This is a genomic window from Alteromonas sp. KUL42 (assembly GCF_006538325.1).
Lineage (GTDB): Bacteria > Pseudomonadota > Gammaproteobacteria > Enterobacterales > Alteromonadaceae > Alteromonas.
Genome location: NZ_BJKK01000017.1, coordinates 42,945 through 64,152, shown reverse-complemented (window position 1 = coordinate 64,152; position 21,208 = coordinate 42,945). Strand labels below are relative to the sequence as shown.

Below are 21,208 nucleotides of genomic sequence, written 5' to 3'. Positions count from 1 at the left end.
GCAAAGCTTGCTAAACGACTGCGCACAAAGCAGTGGTGGTTGTGATTTCAGGTCGTATATTTTTCCCAAGTAGTAAAATTACTTTTATAAGCTAACTTTATCTGCTTATGTTCAATATTATTTGACAACTCTATTAAAAATCTCATTTAGCTCCAGTATGAACTTGCTCAAGTGTCAAGTAACCAATTTGCTCTACTGAAACATGTACTTCATCTGAGTCTATACTTTGAATATGATCGACTTCTTTAGTGCCTGAAACTGCCTTTGACATCTCAATTCTTGTTTGAATTGGAGCTGCTAGAGGAATATCTGAAGACAATGAACCGAACCCAACGCGTATAACTCGATTATTAGCACTTTCAGCATAAATAAAATGCCCAGAATCAGAGCGACGAACAGCCAAGTCAGCCTTTCCGTCTCCATCATAATCTGCTGGTACTGGAATATCACTAGTTAATGTGCCAAAGTAAGCACGATAGATCTGTCCATTACTACTATACTTTATAAACCAATAACCAGTATTTGGTCGCCTTACCGCAATATCAGCTCTACCGTCGCCATCATAATCAGCGGGAACAGCTACGTCATCATATTGAGAGCCGAAAAAAATCCGTTTGATTTTGTTGCTACTTGATTCACGAATAATGAACTGGTTAGTACTTGGTCGACGTATTGCGATATCAACTTTACCGTCGCCATCATAATCAGCGGGAATTGGAATATCACTAGAATAGGAGCCGAAACTTAAACTTAAATTAGTATTTGGGTTGCTAGATAGTCTAATTATCCATTTACCTTCAATTGGGCGGCGTATAGCGATGTCAGTTATACCATCACCATCATAGTCAGCAGGAACTGGAATATCTCCGCTTTGTGTTCCAAATGTAATCCTTAAAATCCTATTATCACTAGACTGCTTGATCAACCACTGTCCTGTAGCCGCACGATACACTGCGATATCACTAATGGCATCTCCATCAAAGTCTCCATTAATAGGAATATCTGAGGGTAAATTACCGAAGAAAGTATATGAGATACCCTGACTACTACTTTGTCTTACGTAGTGATAACCATTAAGCGGACGCCGGAATACTAAATCAGAAACACCGTCACCATCAAAGTCTTGACTATAATTACGTTGTATCACATTCCGACCAATGTTTTGGTTATTGCTTTGCATTTTAGGCCATGGTGCATTACTAAGTCGCCCATAAGAACTATTGATAGCGTGAAGGTGACCGTATGCGGTAATGTATACCGTTCCATCTTTACCAATTGCAGGTGAAGTGGCTAATTCTTGATCCCAGAATCTAAACCCATAAACGGGATAAACCCATTTAATGGAACCATCTACATCAAAAGCATACAAATTCCCATCGCTAGAAGTAACATAAAGCACTCCGGAAATGGTTATCGATGGTGACGTTCTAGGATCTATCGCCCCTTCCACCGCAGCAGCCCATAAGTGTTTACCTTCCTTACTCATTGCATGCAAATGACTACCAATGGTCTCCGAAGTGATATAAGTTTTCCTCGAGCCAAAATAAATAGTCCCATCGTTGCTTACTACGGCAGAAGAAAGAGCATATCGAAAATATTCACACCCTTCTGTGCATAGGTAATCTTCAACATCAAACGACCACTTAACCACCCCATTAGGATTTAAAGCATAGAAAACACCAGAATTAGCTCCTATATAGATTGTCCCATCGAGGGCAATTGATGGAGTAGCACCAAAAAGCTCTGATTCACCAAAAACCCAAAGAAGTGCTCCTGTCGAATTAAATGCATATAAGCCATTGTAGGTGGGAACATAAATAGAGTCGTTAAATATAACTGGCGTCACATTAGAAGGTGAACGTGGCGTTATCTCAGCTTTCCATTTTAACGTACCCGTCGGATTTATAGCGACTAACCTGTTTTTTGAGCCTCCACCACTTTCGATTACATAGAGTACACCATCAGCCCCGATTGCGGGCGAGCTTACACTACCGACATAATCAGCATGCCATTTCAATGTCCCATCAGGGTTTAGCGCAACGAGACCTAGGTAGAACCCGAATGACCCATAATAAATAGTCCCATCCGATCCTATAACTGGGGTTCCACCGGCTCTTTGCTCTGAATTTGTCCATAAAAGCTGACCGTCAAAATCAAAAGCAGAAACCCCTCCACCAATACTCACTACATATATATTCTCGTCGTCACTAAGTGCTGGCGACAAACCGTAACCAACAGTTCCTACGTAACTCCTCCATTTTTCGGAGCCGGTAGAAACTAAACTTTCAGATTCTAAGTTGGTATTAGTTGCAAGGGAAAGAGTTGAAAAAACAGTCATGAATATTATCAAGATACAGCAACAATACCTTCTAGGCATAACAGATGTTTGAATGGCAATGCGCTTTAGTAATTGATTTAAAAAAAACTGTAATTAAACTGAACATCGATCAACTTCCTTATTTTTTCGTCACTTAACTAATAATTAGTATATTTATCATACAATGTGCATGCGATAAGCAAAGGTTTCGGATAAAAATATTCACGAAAATTATTACTTGATTGTGAGATTAAACGTCACTACGAAATCGATTATTCATATAAAGGGTTTGTTCCTCATGCCTCGCACCTTTGGGCAAGTATCTGAAGACACACAACGCTTTATACAAACAGGCCGCTACCAAATTGAAGAAGTCGATTAACTCGACTTCTTCACCGGTTGACTCTATTAATATTGCTTAAAACTCGTACTTTGTGTACCACAATACACACTACACGATCACTACAAGTTTTCTTCTGCAAAGCTTGCTAAACGACTGCGCACCACGCCATCTAAGTTAATGGTTGCACTACCTGAGAAATCTTTGAATTTTTCAACAAGGTAAGTTAGCCCTGATGTCACCGCGCTTAAATAGTTACTGTCTATTTGCGCTAAGTTTCCTCCAACAATCAACTTAGTACCTTCACCACAACGGGTGATAATGGTCTTGAGTTGCGAGGCGGTTAAGTTTTGCGACTCATCAAGAATAACAATAGCATTTTGAATACTGCGACCACGCATAAAATTCACTGATTTGTACTGAATGTTCGCTTTCTCCATGATGTAATTCATTGAGCCTTTGGTATTTTCATCATGCTTATGAAGTACTTCCAATGAATCGGTGATGGCAGCAAGCCAAGGCAGCATTTTCTCTTCTTCTGTGCCCGGCAGAAAGCCAATTGATTCAGCGATCTCTGGGGTACTTCGGGTTACGATAATTTTGTCGTACATGTTGCGTTCAACGACCATTTCTAGTGCTGCCGCTAACGCCAACAAGGTTTTACCACTGCCCGCAGGGCCTGTAAGAATAACCATATCAATATGTGGGTCGAGCAACGCGTGCAATGCCATTGCTTGCCCGATATTTTTAGGCGTTATTCCCCAAGCATGGCGGCCCATCAAACGTTCATAGCCCAAATCAAGCACTTCCAAAGTGTCTTCAGAAATATCCTCTACTAGCCCAGCAAATTGACAGGTTTCATCAAGTAAGAATTCATTAATATAGGCTTCAGGTAACAAGGCCTTAGGAATGGAGTGGATGGTATCGCGCCCTTCTGTGCGACTATCTACACTTTTTACACTGTCCCAAAAGTGCCCTTCAAAGGTGTGAAAGCCGCGAGACAAATATTTTATATCTGTGATCAATTGATCAGTGCGATAATCTTCAACATGAGCAAGCCCTGCTCCCTTAGCCTTGAGCCGCATGTTTAAGTCTTTGGTCACTAGCACAACTTTTTGCGGTGCGAATGTCTTTTGTAAATGCAAAGCAACATTGATGATGCGGTTATCGTTTTCGTTACTGGTAAATACTTGTTGCGCCTCCACCATATTGAGGTCAGCAAAGATAGACAAGCTCCCCGTTGGCGCAGTTTGACCTGCGCCTAGACTTTCCATAGACACACCGGCAAGCATGTCTTCTGGTGTCGCATCGTGAAGTAAATCCTCCATTGCCCGAATGGATACACGGGCATCACGGGCCACATCTTTCTTGCTGTCTTTGATGTAATCGAGTTCTTCTAGCACCGTCATTGGAATAACGACGTCGTGTTCTTTAAAAGAGAGAAATGCGTGTGGTTCGTGAAGCAGTATGTTGGTATCGAGGACGTATATTTTGGTATGGGTAGAGTTTTTTCTTGGCATCCTTCACTCCAGTAAATAAAGTCAGTGTAACCGCGCTACCTAAGTTACATGACTAATGTATAACTTAGGCTCACAAGTTACTTTTCCGCTTACTGAGAGAATGCCGCTCGAAACAGGACATCCTCCCCTACTCGCGTCGACTAAGAAGCAGCATTACATCTACTGCATCAAAAGTTCGTTAATGAAATTTATCGAACTCTTATTTCCACCATAATCCAGAAAATGAGATTTAGCACTGTTTTTCTGCTTTTTATTTTTCCTAAAATAGAAAAGCTATCAGCGCTTTAAATGCCATTTAAATAATATTAACTCACCGAATAAAATAACCAATCGCTCGGTAGTGACCGTCTTCTTTCACTAAAGACAATGTCTCGGTAGAGCTTAATGAACTTGCGCTAAACTTTGTAGTAAACGTGAGGATTAAATACTCTCCATCTGGCAACCCTGGCAGCGAAGCCGGCGCTTGTGCCGCTTCTAATTTCCTAGAATCGGCCTCTCCAAACGGCTTTCTTACCAACAGCATTGCTTCAACCCACTTTGCTTGTGTAACACTAGTTCTGAAAATGGGACTGCTCTCATCCCAGCTTTTTTCATACTGCTGAGTGTCTACCAGTTCGAGCCATTCCAGCCCATCTTGTAGTGTTGTCTCGTCAATATCGACTAGCGCACCTGCTTCCACCACCTTTTTCGCACTATCATTTGCATTTACCGATTGGGACCAATAAACGGTGACACAAAGTGTGGTGATAATGGCGATGATTAACCACATAAGGTTTTGCTGTGATGCAAAGAAACCATCCCGCCCCGATGATTTAGGATGAGGGTGAGGATGAGGGTGAGGAAGAGAATGGTCTTCAGATTGGCTTAACTGAGGCATAACCTGCACGCTCTCATCAATAAGCAACCTGTCAGGTGTAACATCAAACGCAGCGGCAATGGCTTTCACCGAATCTTGCGACGCTGACTGTGTTTTTTCAATGCGTTGAATGGTGCGCAAGCTTAAACCAGAAACATCAGCAAGATGCTGCTGGCTCCACGCTTTGGTGTTGCGTAAATGTATCAATTTTTGGGTATCTATCTTCATATCCATCTCGCGTCTCCTTTCGTTAATCGCGTGAACTAACGGTAGGAAATTAGTCTAGACATTGATACGACAGTTTTACGTTAACACTGTGACAAAGCAAGCTTAACCGCTCTTCCTCTGCAACTGAAATCAAATAAGCTAGTATTAATGACTTATCACAATGCAATGCGTACAATACCGCCCCCGTAAAAAAGGTTGGTGATTTATGAGTTCAGATAGTCAATTTTCAGTTGGTCAGCGTTGGTTAAGTAATACAGAAACCGAATTGGGTTTGGGAGCCATTATTGGCGTCGATTTTCGCTCAGTGGAAGTCCTCTATCCAGCAACAGGTGATGCACGTATTTATACCAAGCAAGAAGCGCCATTAACCCGCCTTGTTTTTGAAATTGGTGAGACAGTAAAAAGCCAAGATGGCTGGGAAATGACTATCACGGAAAAGGAAGAAAGTCAGGGTGTATTCATTTATCACGGCTTACGTGAAGACACAAAAGCCGATGCTCGCTTGCCTGAAACCATGCTTGACCATCACATTCGCCTTAACCAACCTGAAAAGCGCTTATTCAGTCAGCAACTTGACCACCCTAAATGGTTTGACCTGCGCGAGCGCGCACTCGATTACCAATATGACTACCTGCGTTCCAATACCATTGGGTTAGCTGGCGCACGAATTTCACTTATTCCGCACCAGCTTCACATTGCCTCTGAAGTTGGCGGCCGTCATGCGCCACGTGTGTTATTGGCCGATGAAGTAGGATTGGGTAAAACCATTGAAGCTGCGCTAATCATTCACCAGCAAATCAAAACCGGCCGAGCTGAACGCATTCTCATTTTAGTACCTGACTCATTAGTTCATCAGTGGTTAGTCGAAATGCTACGCCGCGTAAATTTGCCGTTTGCAATTTATGATGAAAGTCGCTGCGAAGCACTTGAAGAAAGTGAAGCATCTGAAAATGGTGAGGTAAATCCATTTGAGAATGATCAACTGGTACTGTGTAGCATTGACTTCTTGAGTCAAAACCCCAAACGACAGCAGCAAATTCAATCGGCAAGCTGGGATTTGATGGTCGTTGATGAAGCGCACCATCTTGCTTGGTCAAGTGATGCTCCATCTGCTGAGTATTTATGCGTAGAAGCATTGGCGAGTCAAACCCCGGGCGTATTACTGCTCACCGCAACGCCTGATCAACTAGGTCATGAAAGTCATTTTGCGCGTTTGCGCTTATTAGACTCTGCCCGCTTCCACAGCTACGACGCGTTCTTAGAAGAAGAGTCAAAGTACAGTCAATTAGCCGATGCGGTAGCACCGCTTTTATCAGATGCCGAGCCCAATGAAAAACAACAGGCCAAGCTAAAAGAGTTTGCCCCTGATGTTATGGCACACGCCGGCGACCTAACAAACGCAGAAAATCGCCACAACTTGCTACACCAACTTATCGACTGTCACGGTACAGGACGCATGTTGTTTAGGAACCGCCGTGCAAACATTGAAGGGTTTCCTGAGCGTAAGTTAAATGCCTATGAACTGCCTCTTCCTGAGGTGTATAGCGAAGCTGTGAAAGGCGGCGACCTAACCTATTCTTTATACCCAGAGCGCATGGCTAGTGTGGTAAATAGCTGGACTAAGCAGGATCCTCGCGTGTCGTGGTTACTTAACTTTATGCAGGACGTAAAGCCAGAGAAAATACTGCTTATTTGCGCAAGTGCTCGCACCGCTCAACAGCTCGGTGAAGTTATCCGCACGCAAACAGGTATTCGTCACAGCGTATTCCACGAAGGAATGAGTATAGTTGAGCGCGATAAGGCTGCCCATTACTTTGCCGATGAAGAAGACGGTGCGCAAATTTTACTGTGTAGTGAAATTGGCAGTGAAGGACGAAACTTTCAATTCGCACATCATTTGGTGTTATTTGATTTACCCATTACGCCGGACTTATTAGAACAGCGAATTGGACGTTTAGATCGTATTGGTCAAACCCAAACCGTACAAATTCACGTGCCTTACCTTGCCAAAACAGCCCAGCACGTATTGTTAGATTGGTACCACGAAGGCCTAAACGCCTTTGAAAAAACCTGTCCAACGGGTTCAGGGGTTTTTGAGGATGTTAAGCCCATTCTCATTGGTGCATGTTTGCACCCAGATGATAGCAGTGCGCGTAACGACCTAGTAAACATGAGCGTTACCTTAAACAGTCAATTAGTCGCACAGTTAGAAGCCGGCCGTGACCGCTTGCTTGAATTAAACGCTTCAGGTGAAGGACGGGTAGAACAATTACTTGAAGACATCATCACGTTAGATAGCGAGCAAGACTTGTCACGATTTATGGGCAGAGTATTCGATGCAATTGGCGTGCAACAAGACGAGAAAGGTAATGACTGTTTTATCTTGATGCCAACGGAATCGATGGTAAGTCAATTGCCGGGGCTCGACCCAGAGGGTATGACGGTAACGTACAAACGTCGTGTTGCCACCACTTTGGAAAATGTCCAGTTTTTGAGCTGGGATCACCCACTTGTTCATACAGCAATAGACGTTGTACTGACAGATGTTCATGGCAAAAGTAGCATTGGTTTTATTGCCGAACCTTCACTGCCTAAAGGTGCTTATTGGGTTGAAGCGCTTTTCGTATTGCACGCCCAAGCGCCTAAATCTTTGCAGCTGGGCCGCTTCTTGCCTCAAACACCGGTTAGAATTTGTCTAGATGCACAAGGTAAAGCGTCAGACTTAAGCTTTGATGTGAAACGCAAGGTGGGAAGAAAGATATCAGCTCAACTTATCAAAGCGCTGCAGCAACCTTTGGAATTGGCTATTGAAAAAGCACGCAAGTTGGCCCACCAGCAAGCCAATCAAAAACAGCACGATGCGCTTGCTACCATGCACAATACGCTAAACGCAGAAATACAACGACTTAAAGATCTGCAAAAACGCAACCCAGCGGTGCGTGACAGTGAAATTGAGTTTATAGAGATGCAAATGAATGCGCTGGATAAAGTCATTCAAAGTGCCGATGTGCAATTAGATGCGCTTCGCATTGTGGTGAACAATCCATAATGGCTAACCCTGACTTTGTTTATAATCCTCCACTAACACCTTATCTCGATTTTCTTTATCGAGATGAGGACATGCTAGTAATGCAAAAACCCAGTGGCCTTTTAAGCGTACCCGGTAAAGCCTTAGAGCACCGCGATGCACTTATTACTCGGGTCAACCGTGTATATCCAACGGCAACCGTTGTACATAGGTTAGACATGGCCACATCGGGTTTGATAGTGCTTGCGCTAAACAAAGACAGTCATCGCAATATATCCAAACAATTTGAGTTTCGCCAAACGAAGAAACGCTATTTCGCAAAGGTATATGGTCACGTGTTACAAGACAGTGGAAAAGTAGAATTACCACTTATTTGCGATTGGCCGAACCGCCCCAAACAAATGGTTGACCATGAACGCGGCAAGCCAGCATGTACGCGTTTTGAGGTGATTGAGCGCACAAATGATGGCGAAAATCGTCCATTCACCTTAGTTGCGTTACATCCAATCACAGGGCGTTCGCACCAATTACGAGTGCACATGCTTGCATTGGGGCACCCCATTCTAGGCGACCGTCTCTATGCACATGCAGATGCGCTGGCCATGGCGCCTCGTTTACAACTACATGCTGAGAGTTTGTGCCTTACACACCCGACAAAAAACGAATGGCTTATATTTAATAGTAAGCTTCCGTTTTCCAATTATTGTCCCGAGCCGCTTTCAGACGAAACTACCGAAGCATAACAACGTGGTAGTTCGTTGTATATGTCGATGAAATAAAAACTAGCCCAAGGGCTAATGGCAATCCGCATAGGAGTCTACCCTCTCAGGGTGTAGTAAATGAGTGTAGATTTCTATTCTTGTGCCGATACACTAAAAGTATCCTTTTATTCATCATTTTGAGGTCACGAATAGTCGATGAAACTACGCGCTTTTACCTTTCTGTTAATAACGTTGCTTTTATCAATATCGGTGCGTGCGTCGAACGACTTTTTCACAGATATTAGCAACGCCTATTTGCCCGGAGAGGTGAAAGAGTTGCTCGCCGGTGAGTTAACCATTCCCGTTATTGAATTAGAGGCTCATACACCACTCCCGTTAGGTACAGCAGTCCTGCTAACAGAACCCTTTCCTTCCAGCTTAACATTGGCACAGGGCAATACGTTGGCGCAGTTATTGTCTGAAAAAGGTTGGAATGTGGTGCTAAGCCCTTTTAATTTGCCTACCAAGGATGTCATTGACGCTGATACACAAGGTGACTCATCAGTTGCAAATTCATCAACAGACAGCCTAGCAACGAGCTCGCCAGAGCAACAAGCTGCCAATAAAATCCATCCACGCAGTAACCAGCTAACCCAATACCTCGATTTCGACGCTACATCTACACAGCTTGCACTTCAACTGAATGCTCTTAACAATTATCTACAAGGAAGGCAAGGCTATCGCATGGTCATTGCTCAAGGCATGCTGGCGGCAACTTACCTTGCAGTTACCAAAGACCAAGAGACACTTCACCCTGATACGTTAATTGCAATTTCACCTTTCTGGCCTGATACCACTGTAAACGACCTCATCATAGACAACATTGCGCAAGCCGAATATCCACTGCTTGACCTTTCTTTGGAAGGGTTTAACGATTGGACACAAGATACGCTAGACAGACGAAGAATTAGTGCTCAAAATGCATTGAAGATTCACTACCGACAAATTATTATCCCCACACATGTGTTGGCGATAAGCGCCAATCAAAATCAAAAACCACCACATATTCAACTTGTTGCAAGCAGTACAATTGGATGGACTCGCTATCTTGGCTGGTAATTTTTGTTTTCAGGGTATAGGCTAAATTAGCACCCAAAACAATTACCTAGTAATTGCTAATAAAAAAGCAGTACCCTCTAATTAAGCAGTAAGATGGTTATGAACTATAATAAATACACCAAGCAAATACGGTTGGGTTCCTCGTGACTGTTCAATATTTTGTAGATAGTAAAGCGAAGCAACTGTGTTTTTATTTGAAAGCATTCTGGCTAGGAGAGCTTCCTCTGGAAGAGCTAGAACTATTCTTCTGGGATAGTATGGAAGAGTGGGGCCAGATTGATTACACATTGACACAGCCTTACACACCAAAAGAGCGCGTCTTTTGGCACCTGTTGCACCAAGTGCATTATTGGGGAGAAGACAAACTCATGCATGATGAGTATCTTATTGACGAGCTCAAAAATTGCGTAAGCTACTTAGAAGGATTAGGTCACTGTCCGCTAGACTGTGTTGGTGTACGCCCGTAACTTTTCTTTTTCTATTCTTGAAGTAGCAACATAAGATTGCTTGTTGCTAAACACGCCCTATCGTGGCTCAATATTGTTTTTGCGACTTGGCCAAAGGCGGAATTCTTGTTAGCTGCAATCAAAACCTATAACGACAAACGCTTTTTAAGTATCTTCTTCTTCGGTGTATCAAGCGGCTTTCCGTGGATAATGATTGGCTCGGTCCTTTCTGCTTGGCTGAAAGATGAAGGGCTATCACGTTCTGCCATAGGCTTATTCGGCATGATTTTCGCCACTTACTCGTTCAATTTTTTGTGGTCTCCCTTGGTGGACAAACTCAAGCCCCCTATGCTTGGGCAGCGTCGAGGTTGGATATTCGCCATGCAAAGTTTGATTGTTATGTGCTGTTTAACCATGTCTTTATTGCGCGCTGAAAGCGACTTGTATTACGTGGCCCTTGTCGGGCTTTTTATTGCCATTGCGTCAGCCACCCAAGATATTGCTATAGACGGTTTCAGAATAGATACCATTGCAGAAAATGATAGAGATGGTATGTCTGCCGCCTCATCTGTTGCTACCGCGGGTTGGTGGACTGGCTACGGAGGGTTGGGCGCTATTCCTTTCTTCCTCGCCGACATGACTACCTGGACTTGGCCAAGCATGTATTTATTACTGGCGGGCTTTATGCTGTTACTTATGCTCGCCACACTCTTTACCCAAGAGCCAATCGTAGACAGAGAAGCACTGCTTGACCGTGTTAGCCATAAGCAATCAACACAATCTTCACTGGGGTATTGGTTGAAATCGACCCTAGTTACCCCTTTCGCAGAATTTTTCAGTAGAAATGGCGTGAAGTTAGCCGCGTCTTTTTTACTATTTATCTTCCTATTTAAGATAGGTGAAGCGTTTTTGGGAAGAATGAGCATTGTATTTTACAAGGAAGTCGGATTTTCCAATAGTGACATTGCCACGTACTCAAAACTGCTAAATTGGTGGGTAACAATTCTCTTTTCCATTCTAGGCGGTATCGTCAATATCCGTTATGGCATCTATAAAGGCCTTATGATTGCCGGTATTGCGATGGCAGCTTCTAACTTGCTTTTCGCGGTTATAGCGCAGACTGGCCCTTCTACTTCACTATTGGCTGTAACCGTTATTGTTGATGGGTTTACCGGTGCTTGGAGCACGGTAGCCATGGTGGCCTTTATTTCCTTACTGTGTAATCGCGCATTCAGTGCCACCCAATATGCACTGATGGCATCACTGAGTGTAGCTGGTCGCACACTAGTGGCATCGAGTAGTGGGCTTTTTGTTGACGCATTGGATGGAAACTGGAGTTTATTCTTTGTATGTACAGCCCTAATGGTGATACCAAGCCTTTGCTTTTTATACAGCATTCGGGAAGACATAAAAAAAGTTGAATGTTCAAATAATTAACAACGCCCCTTGCAAGTCCGTGTAAATTATCTACAGTTAAAGAGCAAGGGTGCCAGATGCATAAGAGGCAGGAGTAAAGCCTGCTAACCTTTGGTGTTTGTCATGCAGTATTTCTGGCTAATTTAGGTGGCAATACAAAAGCAAGGAACTGCTACGTTGACAACCAATGTGAATAATTCTCGTCGACAATCCAAATTAATCAGTCGCGCATTTGCTTACTCTAAGATAAAAGTCGCGACTTGGATCATTGTAGTCATTACCTTGCTCATGATGATCTATACATTAAACCTGCAACACACAGCACTTTTGGCTTTGAAGGCCCGTAGCCAATTAGAAGATTACATTGTTGCCACTGAGCAGCATTTAAATCACTACCAATCAGCGAGGAGCGTTCCTGCGCTTAATCAAATACAAAAAGATATATCAGCCACCTACAGCATGATTGAAGCATACTTCAGTCAAGACATCGACCCTCACTTTGTACCCAAAGAACTGTCTTTTCAAAATTTTGAAATCAAATTAGCAAATTTAAATAGGGATTCAGCTCACGGGGTCGTACAAGATATTTTGCTTCTTCTATTTACGTTAAAACAAGTACCAAAAGAGCAGGTAATCAGCTTACTAGATGCAGGCTTTACACTTACGCCAATGATCAACGCCATGCAGGTAGAAGAACAATCACTAATAGATGAGATATCTAATCGCCGTCAGCAACTTGTGTTGATATTGTTTTTTTCATTACTCTCTTTAGCACTTTTACAGTTATTTACATGGTTGTTTTATAAAAGTCACTCTCACAAGCGCGTTACTAAACTCACCCGTTCCCATTTACGCGTTGCAATGGTAGAAAGTGACGCTACACACAAGAAAGAATTCTTGCAGCTTATTAGTCACGAGTTTCGTGCACCGATTAGCGCCATTATTAGTGCCCTTGAGTTAATACCCAATATGAAAGCGCACCAGGAGCGCCTGATTCAGCAAGCGGAACAATCCAGTTACCGGCTATTAAATCTCACCAATAATCTCACCGAATTATTAACCGATAATGTAGAAGATGATTTGCTATTTCAGCAATTAGATTTGATCAGTTTGCTGGATGAATGCATATCTCCATTCTCGGTCGCACTTAAAGATAAAAAAGTCGACTTCAATATGCACTGCAGCCACAGTGTGCCCCATTACATTGAATCTGATCCCACGGCGATATCGAAGGTTATTACTAATGTGTTGGAAAATGCCGTTAAATTCACTGCTAATGGGTTAATTGATGTCACTATTACTACACAAGTTAAAAACCGCGGCGTTTTTCTGGTTGTTATCATTAGTGATACTGGTATCGGCATTAACGATGAAGCACAAACAAAAATTTTCGACAAATTCTACAGGGGTAATCATTCTAGTAGTAAAAAGTTTGCGGGGGCGGGTATTGGTCTGTCAGTGGCGAAACACAGTCTCGATAAGCTAGGCGGTACCGTAACCGTAACAAGTACATTAAACGTAGGTTCTGAATTCAAAATTTTGTTTCCCATTAAACCCGTTGAAATACCACCTGCCAAAGCAGTTCACGTATCTAATGCGAAATTTGCCATTGTCGACGATTTAGAAATTTCGAGACTTCATTTACACGCTATGATCACCACACAAGGGTATAGTGCACGCACGTTTTCATCAGGTGCAGAACTACTCAACTTGCACGATGATGTACTTCAATTTACAGCAATTATTGCTGACCTGTATATGCCTGGTATGACAGGATTGGAGCTAGTAAAAACACTGCACGCCATTTTCGGTGAGCGTATTCCTCCCATCATTGTACTTTCCGCTACACCTGATATCGCCAATATTGTTGCCAATACGGATTTATCTATATTTCAAAGTTTTGTGAAGCCAATAGATAAATATCGCTTTGTTGATACCTTACACCAACTAGCAACCCAAAAGGCTAAAGCGATTGTCGATGTTAAAAAAGCCAAAATACTCGTAGTGGAAGATGAACCAATTAATGCTGAAATGGTTCAATACATGCTTTCTTGCATGGGGCATGAGGTAACAGTTTGCTACACAGGTGAAGAAGCGATAGTCCAAACCAATGAGAACGAGTTTGAATGTTTGCTGCTCGATATCAACTTACCTGATATCAACGGATTGGAAGTAGCCAAAATTGTTAAGGAGCGCCACCCTTTGCTACCTATAATTGCGCTAACGGCCAATGCTAGACGCAACGATAAGGAAGCGTCGTTACAGGCAGGAATTCGCTATCACTTAGTTAAACCTGTAACGTTTCAAGAATTGAAAAATACCTTGAAGCTGGCACTATAATCACTATGCCAATGCTGGCGCAAAAACTCGGAATTGATTACGACCGTTTTGCTTTGCAGTATATAAAGCTTGATCGGCTAATTCGAGCCACGCCATAGCCGAAGAAAACTCAGGGTCAAACTGTGCCAACCCGAGACTAACCGTAAATTGAATGGTTTCGCCTTCGTGTTCTACCATCAAACGTTGTGCAAGTTGACGAATGCGCTCAGCCACAATTTTAGCGTCATCTACCGACGAGTCAGTCAAGATAATAGCAAACTCCTCGCCACCATAACGCCCTGCCAAATCAGTTTCTCGAATACAGCGTTTGATCAATGCCGCTAGCATTTTTATTACTTTGTCACCCGCTTGGTGACCATAGGTATCGTTGATGCGCTTGAAGTGGTCAATATCTAACATCATTGCGGTGCTGGGCTTATCTCGGCGTACACACAATTTAAAGACTTCATCAAAGCGCTCTTGCCAATACCGGCGATTGTACAACCCCGTAAGACCATCTACGCGACTTGCGGTTTCCAACTCACCATTGAGCATTTCCATCCCCAATTTTCCGAGTGCCTGTTCGGTCACATCGTAAACCAACATGCAAAATTGGCTCACATTTCCATGATCATCAACTATCGGAAACATAGTCACGTTCTGGTACATGTGCTCTGCAGCACATGTCACCGGTCGATTACAACCAAATTTAAATAAGTAAGGTCGCTGCTCCCATATAATGAATACAGGGCTTTTCAGATTGAATACAGGGTCAACTTTCGTGCGTAACCACTGCTCCTCTATCTCAGGAAAGTGGGTAAATAAGCTGTGCCCGACAATTTCACCAGAGCGTTTACCACCGTGGTTTTCCATGAACTTATTCCACATCTGTACCTTGAAATCACCATCCAAGATAACAATGCCCACTTCAATAGAGTTAAATAACTCTGCTGGAAATGGCAAGTTGCCTAAGAGCGAAGAAGACGTTGGCGTATTAGTGTGGCTGTTCATAGACTGTCCTTGTCGTCATGTATTAGGCGAGCGTAGATTTGATTGATAGCGTCACCAGGGAACAGGAGTAATAAATCAAACGAGATATCACGTGCTTTAATGGCATAACCTATTTCGATAGCCATTAGCTTACCCCAGCGCTGCACGTTGTCACTCAACAGGGTCGATAACCCCTTGTGCTGGCCAAGTAGTACAGGATGCGTGTGACTAAACGCCACGCTTAATTGTTCAGAAAGGCCATTAAGACAAGCACCAATAAGAATATTAGACACATCCATCAGTGCCTCTAACGCCAGTCTTTCAGGTGACTCTGAAGGCGGATACTTTAAAAGCTCTACAATGTTTTGAGAGTTAGTATCGTTGAATATAACCAGCGCCTCTCCACTTATTCCTTCACTAATAAAGCCCTTTGATACGGCAGACACGCGGTCGTTGCGATTAATTTCCGCAACTGCCATCGACAACTCATTGCTTTCAATCAGATTAACATTCGGAATAGGTAAGTTGATAAACTCACCAAGGAGCTGAGCCAAGCTTTCACCTGCGCGTCCCATTGCAACATTCACCATTTCACGACATGCATCGAGCTTGTCTTCTACAGTGGCAGCTTCATCAATTGTACTCACTGCACTACTGGACTGCGCCTCGCCATTGTATATACCGTAAGACGTGAGAATATTGGTTAATTTTTCATTGTCGATGGGCTTACGAATAAAATCTAGCGCCCCCATGGCCATCAGTTTTTTCTCTGGCTTGCGGCTGCACATCACCAGACACAACGATAACTAGGCACGGTAGATCTTCTTGGCGAATAACCTCCATGGTTTTATAGCCATCCATAACAGGCATATTAAGGTCGAGAAAAACCACATCGCCTTTGCCCTCGCGGATAAGGTCGATAGCTTGCGCACCGTTTTCGGCAAAGGAAATCTCCACCTGCCAACCATCGGGAATACTGCGCGCCATTTGGCGCCTTGCAAAACCGGAGTCGTCACAAATTAATATTGGAGTACTCATCGTAACTCCTTATATGGCGACTGGCGCTTTAATGTGTGGGTGAGACTGATAGTTTTTTAATTCAAAGTCTTCGAAGGTAAACCCAAATATATCTTTTACATCTGGGTTTATTGCCATGGTAGGGCGTGCAAACGGCTCGCGACTTAATTGTAACTCTACCTGCTCTAAATGATTAGAATACAAGTGAGCATCACCTAGAGTATGAATAAAATCACCCGGCTCTAAATCGCACACTTGTGCCATCATCATGGTCAGCAGAGCATAGCTTGCTATATTGAAAGGCACACCTAAGAAAATATCACCGCTGCGTTGATACAATTGACAGCTCAATTTGCCGTCGAGTACATAAAACTGGAACAGCGTGTGGCAAGGTGGCAGCGCCTGTTTACCCATAGCCGCATTTTCTTTCGGTGAATACTGCGTATCAGGCAATACCGCTGGGTTCCAACCACTTACGATTAAACGTCGTGAGTCAGGGTTAGTTTTTATTTGCTCAACCACTTCTGCAATTTGATCGACAGATGTGCCATCACCTCTATCCCAACTACGCCACTGATGACCGTATACTGGACCAAGTTCGCCCTCTTCGGTGGCCCACTCATCCCATATACTCACGCCATGCTCTTTCAAATAAGCAATATTGGTTTCACCTTTGAGAAACCAAAGCAATTCATGAATGATTGATTTTAGGTGACATTTCTTGGTGGTCACCAACGGAAAACCCTCTTGAAGGTTAAAGCGCATTTGATAACCAAATACACTGAGTGTTCCGGTGCCTGTTCTATCTTCTTTTTTCACACCCGTATCACGTACATGGCGCATGAGAGCGAGATATTCTTTCATCGTTATTCTTATATTTTTTCTGATTTAATACGGTCTGTTCCACGCATATATGCGCGAACCATCAATCCTATGCCTAATGCGATCATAGGTAAACAAAGAAGTTGCCCTTGGCTTAGTCCCATTTGATATAAACCAATATGTGCATCGGGTTCTCTAAAGTATTCTACCGTAAAACGAAAGCTCCCATAACCCAGAAGAAAGAGTCCACTTACTGCACCAACGGGGCGCTTCTTAGCTGAAAACAGCCACAGAATCACAAATAAAAGTACACCTTCTAATGCAAATTCATATAGCTGTGAAGGATGGCGAGGAACATTGCCAGCATTAGGAAAAATAACCGCCCAAGGAACGTCTGTGGAACGCCCCCAAAGCTCTGCATTTAAAAAGTTACCGATGCGTCCGGCACCTAAGCCAATGGGCACCAATGGCGCTACAAAATCGCCCAATTGCAAGAAGGTAGTATTCATTCGTTTCGCTTGCCAATATAACGCTGTTAACACACCTAGCAAGCCACCGTGGAACGACATTCCGCCTGCCCATATTTTAAAGAGATAAAGCGGGTCGTCCAAGAACATACCGAACTGATAGAAAAAGACATAGCCAATGCGCCCACCAAGAATAACGCCCACAAAACTCCAAAACAATAGGTCGCTCAGTTGGTCGCGACTCCATGACGTCTGTGATAACCGCTTTTGCGCTAACAGGTAGGCGGCAATGAACCCCACCAGATACATCAACCCGTACCAACGCACACTTAACGGACCAAGACTAAAAATAACGGGGTCGATACTGGGAAAAACCAGAAAACTGCTCTGTTCCATTATATTATTCAATTCCTAAAATCATTCTTATGCTCACAAGCACTAGCAAACAGGCAAGCATCATTTTCAAAATACGTACATTGACCTTTTGCCCCAATTTGGCGCCTATATTAGCGGCAAACACCGAGGTTACAACGATCCCCAGAGTCGCAGGTAAATAAACATAACCTATGCTATGTTCAGGCACATCTGTTGCGTTCCAACCTGCAATTATAAAACTCGCTGTGCCAAATATGGCAATAATTAAACCACTAAAAGCAGCACATCCTATCGCAATTCGCACATTTACTCTAAACCAAACTAATGCTGGTACCAATAACGCTCCGCCGCCAATACCCATTAACGCACTTAGTACGCCGGCACCACTACCAACCGCACCCAAAGTTATCTTTGACGCATCATTTTGCGACGCTTTCTGCTTACCAAAAATCATTTGGGCAGCTATTAAAATTACTAATACGGCAAACACATCTTTGAGTGTTCGCCCCGATATATGACTGGCGATTTGCGCACCAATAATTGCCCCAAAGGCGATACCTACACCAGTATACAGGACGATATTGGCTTTAATATTACCAAGTTTGTAATGCGCGAATGCTGATGACATCCCCGTAAATATTATGGTGGATAATGATGTTGCAACGGCGACAGGCATGACACTTTCCGTTGTCATGTCCAAAAAGTGTACTAGCAGGTATGACAACGCTGGTACAATGATTAACCCACCACCAATGCCCAGCATACCAGCCAAAATACCCACAACTGCTCCTAGCAGTAAACAGGCTAGAAAAATGACAACCATAGGTTCCATACATTATTCCCCTTAAACATCGCACGGAAGCCTATCATATTGCGCTTAGAAGCACATGATTTTGCCCGCAAATGGCACCCTTGATTGTGAATTAGCGAATGGTGCTAAGCACCTGCTCGTATGAGGCCACCTAACCCCTTGGTTTCAAGGTATTCATTTAGGTGGACGAATACTTCTTCCTGACTGGCTGAGGTAAGAGCCAATGCAAGTAATTGTTTGCATTCCTCAATAGTAACTTTGCGAATGAGCCAGTTAATTTTTCTTAAGTTGAACCCATTCATACTCAATCGGCGATATCCCATCCCCATAAGTAGCAAGGCACCGGCAGGTTCACCGGCAATCTCTCCGCATATGGTGACAGGCACCTGTGCTTGATTGGCCTTTTCAACTACATCATACAATGCACCGAGTACCGCAGGGTGATAACTGTTATACAACCCCGCCACCCGCGTATTGTTTCGGTCAACGGCAAGCAAGTACTGGGTTAAATCGTTGCTGCCCACAGAGAAGAAATCTACGTACTTCGCCAATTGAGGTAATTGATAAAGCACAGAAGGAACTTCCAACATGATACCTAGTTTAGGCTTGTGCAAGGTTTTGTTGTCGCTGGCGACTTCGTCAGATATCTCAAAAAAGGCTTGGTTGATTAGCCGTTTTGCTTCTTGAACCTCTGATACTGTGGATATCATTGGCAACATAATCTGTAAATTTTGCAGACCGATGCTGGCACGCAGCATAGCGCGAATTTGCACGAGGAATATTTCAGGGTGATCAAGGGTAAGACGTATGCCGCGCCAACCCAGAAATGGGTTTTCTTCGTTTATAGGAAAGTACGGTAGGGGTTTATCCCCCCCTACATCCAGCGTACGCATGGTGATAGGCAAATCAGGCGCTGCTTCTAGCACTTGTCGGTATAATGCAACCTGCTCTTGTTCAGAAGGAAAGCGCTCGCGAAGCATGAATGGAATTTCAGTTCGATACAACCCAACGCCTGCACCTATTTGCTCTGCGTTTAATTCGACTTCAGCGGATAGCCCGGCGTTGATGTAAAGTGACATGCGACAACCGTCAACGCTTTCACAAGGTTTGTCCGCTTCGGCGTCAATTTTTTCAGCTATTGCCGATTCTTCTTCAATAAGCTGAATAAATTCGGCTTTAATATTGCGCTCTGGCGAGACGATCACTTCCCCTGAATACCCATCGAGCAAAATTTCTTTGTCTTCCAGCAATGAAGGCGTCACGTTTTGACATCCCATTACCGCGGGCACACCCATTGCTCGTGCTAGAATTGCTGCGTGAGAGTTATTCGACCCTCTTATAGAAATAATACCTTTGAGTTTATCTCGGGGAAATTCAGCTAGCATGGGAGCTGACACTTCATGTGCCACTAATATACTGGCGTCAGTAACCGTCTTCTCCGACGCTTTTTGACCGTTTGCTTCAAATAAAATATTCGCAAGTATGCGGTCAGACAAGTCAACAATGTCAATGGCGCGTTCCTGCATGTAGGGGTCGTCCATCGCTTGGAATCGCGCTGCATAGCTTTCTACCACCATTTTTAATGAAGAAGCTGCATCCCACCCCTGGCGAATTTTTTCTTCTACTTCACGCCCTAAGCTATTGGCATCGAGCAAATGGTGATAAAGCTGGAAAATAGACTTAACATCATCAGGTATCCCGTCATCCAAACGGTTTGACAGCGCATCCACGTGTTTGCGGGTAACTTCCACACCTTTGCGATATAACTGAATCTGTTCACTAGGCTGGTTTGTATGTTTGACAACCCAGTTCTTTAGATTCACCGATTTGTCTTGTGAAACCCCCTTGCCAATAGCAAGTCCGGGCGACCCTGCAATACCACGCACATTTTTTTGTTGGGCAATACTGTCTGGTGACGATGACAAGATTAACGCACCGCGAATATCTGCGTTGGTAATTTCAAGGGCAAGTTGCGCCGCCAGTGTAACTAAGAATGCTTCTTCGTCTTCGCTAAAGCGGCGCATTTCGGATTGCTGAAGCGTTATAACACCGAGAACACGGCGTTGGTTAATGATTGGCGTACCTAAGAATGCGTTGTAGCTTTCTTCTTGCACTTCAGGGTAGTGCTTAAAACGTGGGTGACTGTGTGCATTGACGATGTTCAGCGGCTCTTCCCGTTGCCCAACTAAGCCAATAAGCCCTTCTGAGAAACCGATACGTACTTGCTCAACGGCATCTGGGTGTAAGCCGTCGGTAGCTTTTAAAATAAATTCTTGCGCGTCGTAATCGGCCAAATAAATTGAGCAAGAGTCTACGTTTAAGGTTTGCTTAACCCGAGAGGCGAGACGAAACAAAGCGGTATCAAGTGCAGGAATTTGATTCATTTCCTGCACTATCCGTTTTAATGTGGTTAGCATCGAGCCTGTATTGCTTTGC

Annotated in this window: 14 protein-coding genes and 1 pseudogene; 6 read left to right on the top strand and 9 right to left on the bottom strand. The window is 43.6% G+C overall.

The window, feature by feature from the left end:
* Positions 1 to 142 precede the first annotated feature (142 nt).
* The 3 genes from EYR97_RS18000 to EYR97_RS17990 all read right to left on the bottom strand — a co-directional run bounded on the left by EYR97_RS18000 (position 143) and on the right by EYR97_RS17990 (position 5,267).
* Positions 143 to 2,338 (bottom strand): PQQ-binding-like beta-propeller repeat protein, encoded by a 2,196-nt coding sequence (locus EYR97_RS18000; protein WP_165478092.1) that lies wholly within the window; start codon positions 2,336 to 2,338, stop codon positions 143 to 145.
* Between the two features lie 441 nt (positions 2,339 to 2,779).
* Positions 2,780 to 4,177, bottom strand: a complete 1,398-nt coding sequence (locus EYR97_RS17995; RefSeq protein ID WP_131095148.1) for a PhoH family protein — start codon at positions 4,175 to 4,177, stop codon at positions 2,780 to 2,782.
* Between the two features lie 310 nt (positions 4,178 to 4,487).
* Complete coding sequence (locus EYR97_RS17990; RefSeq protein WP_165478091.1) at positions 4,488 to 5,267, bottom strand: DUF4019 domain-containing protein; 780 nt, start codon at positions 5,265 to 5,267, stop codon at positions 4,488 to 4,490.
* Positions 5,268 to 5,466: 199 nt separating this feature from the next.
* On the opposite strand from EYR97_RS17990, the gene rapA reads away from it, so the two are divergent.
* From rapA to EYR97_RS17960, 6 genes are all read left to right on the top strand, one after another.
* A complete protein-coding gene (gene rapA, locus EYR97_RS17985) occupies positions 5,467 to 8,310 on the top strand; it encodes an RNA polymerase-associated protein RapA (protein WP_131095147.1) in 2,844 nt (947 codons plus the stop codon).
* Positions 8,310 to 9,032, top strand: coding sequence for a bifunctional tRNA pseudouridine(32) synthase/23S rRNA pseudouridine(746) synthase RluA (gene rluA, locus EYR97_RS17980; protein ID WP_131095146.1), 723 nt, complete (start codon positions 8,310 to 8,312; stop codon positions 9,030 to 9,032). Before rapA ends, rluA begins: the two co-directional genes overlap by 1 nt.
* A 174-nt stretch (positions 9,033 to 9,206) precedes the next feature.
* Entirely contained in the window at positions 9,207 to 10,109 is a 903-nt protein-coding gene (locus EYR97_RS17975; RefSeq protein WP_131095145.1) for a DUF3530 family protein, read from the top strand.
* Between the two features lie 143 nt (positions 10,110 to 10,252).
* Entirely contained in the window at positions 10,253 to 10,576 is a 324-nt protein-coding gene (locus EYR97_RS17970; protein WP_131095144.1) for a hypothetical protein, read from the top strand.
* Between the two features lie 105 nt (positions 10,577 to 10,681).
* A complete protein-coding gene (locus tag EYR97_RS17965; protein WP_131095143.1) occupies positions 10,682 to 11,992 on the top strand; it encodes an AmpG family muropeptide MFS transporter in 1,311 nt (436 codons plus the stop codon).
* A 156-nt stretch (positions 11,993 to 12,148) separates the two neighbouring features.
* Positions 12,149 to 14,311 carry a hybrid sensor histidine kinase/response regulator gene (locus EYR97_RS17960; RefSeq protein WP_131095163.1) on the top strand — a complete coding sequence of 721 codons (2,163 nt, stop codon included), beginning with the start codon at positions 12,149 to 12,151 and terminating at the stop codon, positions 14,309 to 14,311.
* Positions 14,312 to 14,314: 3 nt separating this feature from the next.
* On the opposite strand, the gene EYR97_RS17955 is transcribed toward EYR97_RS17960, so the two are convergent.
* The 6 genes and pseudogenes from EYR97_RS17955 to ptsP form a co-directional block, all read right to left on the bottom strand.
* On the bottom strand, positions 14,315 to 15,301 hold the full coding sequence (locus EYR97_RS17955; protein WP_131095142.1) for a sensor domain-containing diguanylate cyclase: 987 nt from the start codon (positions 15,299 to 15,301) through the stop codon (positions 14,315 to 14,317).
* Positions 15,298 to 16,318 (bottom strand): annotated as a pseudogene (locus EYR97_RS17950) (response regulator). The gene EYR97_RS17955 and the pseudogene EYR97_RS17950 overlap by 4 nt, the downstream one beginning before the upstream one ends.
* A 9-nt stretch (positions 16,319 to 16,327) precedes the next feature.
* Positions 16,328 to 17,161, bottom strand: coding sequence for a thymidylate synthase (locus tag EYR97_RS17945; protein ID WP_131095141.1), 834 nt, complete (start codon positions 17,159 to 17,161; stop codon positions 16,328 to 16,330).
* 8 nt (positions 17,162 to 17,169) lie between these two features.
* Positions 17,170 to 17,982, bottom strand: coding sequence for a prolipoprotein diacylglyceryl transferase (gene lgt / locus EYR97_RS17940; protein ID WP_131095140.1), 813 nt, complete (start codon positions 17,980 to 17,982; stop codon positions 17,170 to 17,172).
* Between the two features lie 4 nt (positions 17,983 to 17,986).
* Positions 17,987 to 18,793 carry a sulfite exporter TauE/SafE family protein gene (locus tag EYR97_RS17935; RefSeq protein WP_131095139.1) on the bottom strand — a complete coding sequence of 269 codons (807 nt, stop codon included), beginning with the start codon at positions 18,791 to 18,793 and terminating at the stop codon, positions 17,987 to 17,989.
* A gap of 104 nt (positions 18,794 to 18,897) precedes the next feature.
* The gene (gene ptsP, locus EYR97_RS17930; RefSeq protein WP_131095162.1) at positions 18,898 to 21,189 is read right to left on the bottom strand and encodes a phosphoenolpyruvate--protein phosphotransferase; all 2,292 of its coding nucleotides are present in this window, start codon (positions 21,187 to 21,189) and stop codon (positions 18,898 to 18,900) included.
* Positions 21,190 to 21,208 lie beyond the last annotated feature (19 nt).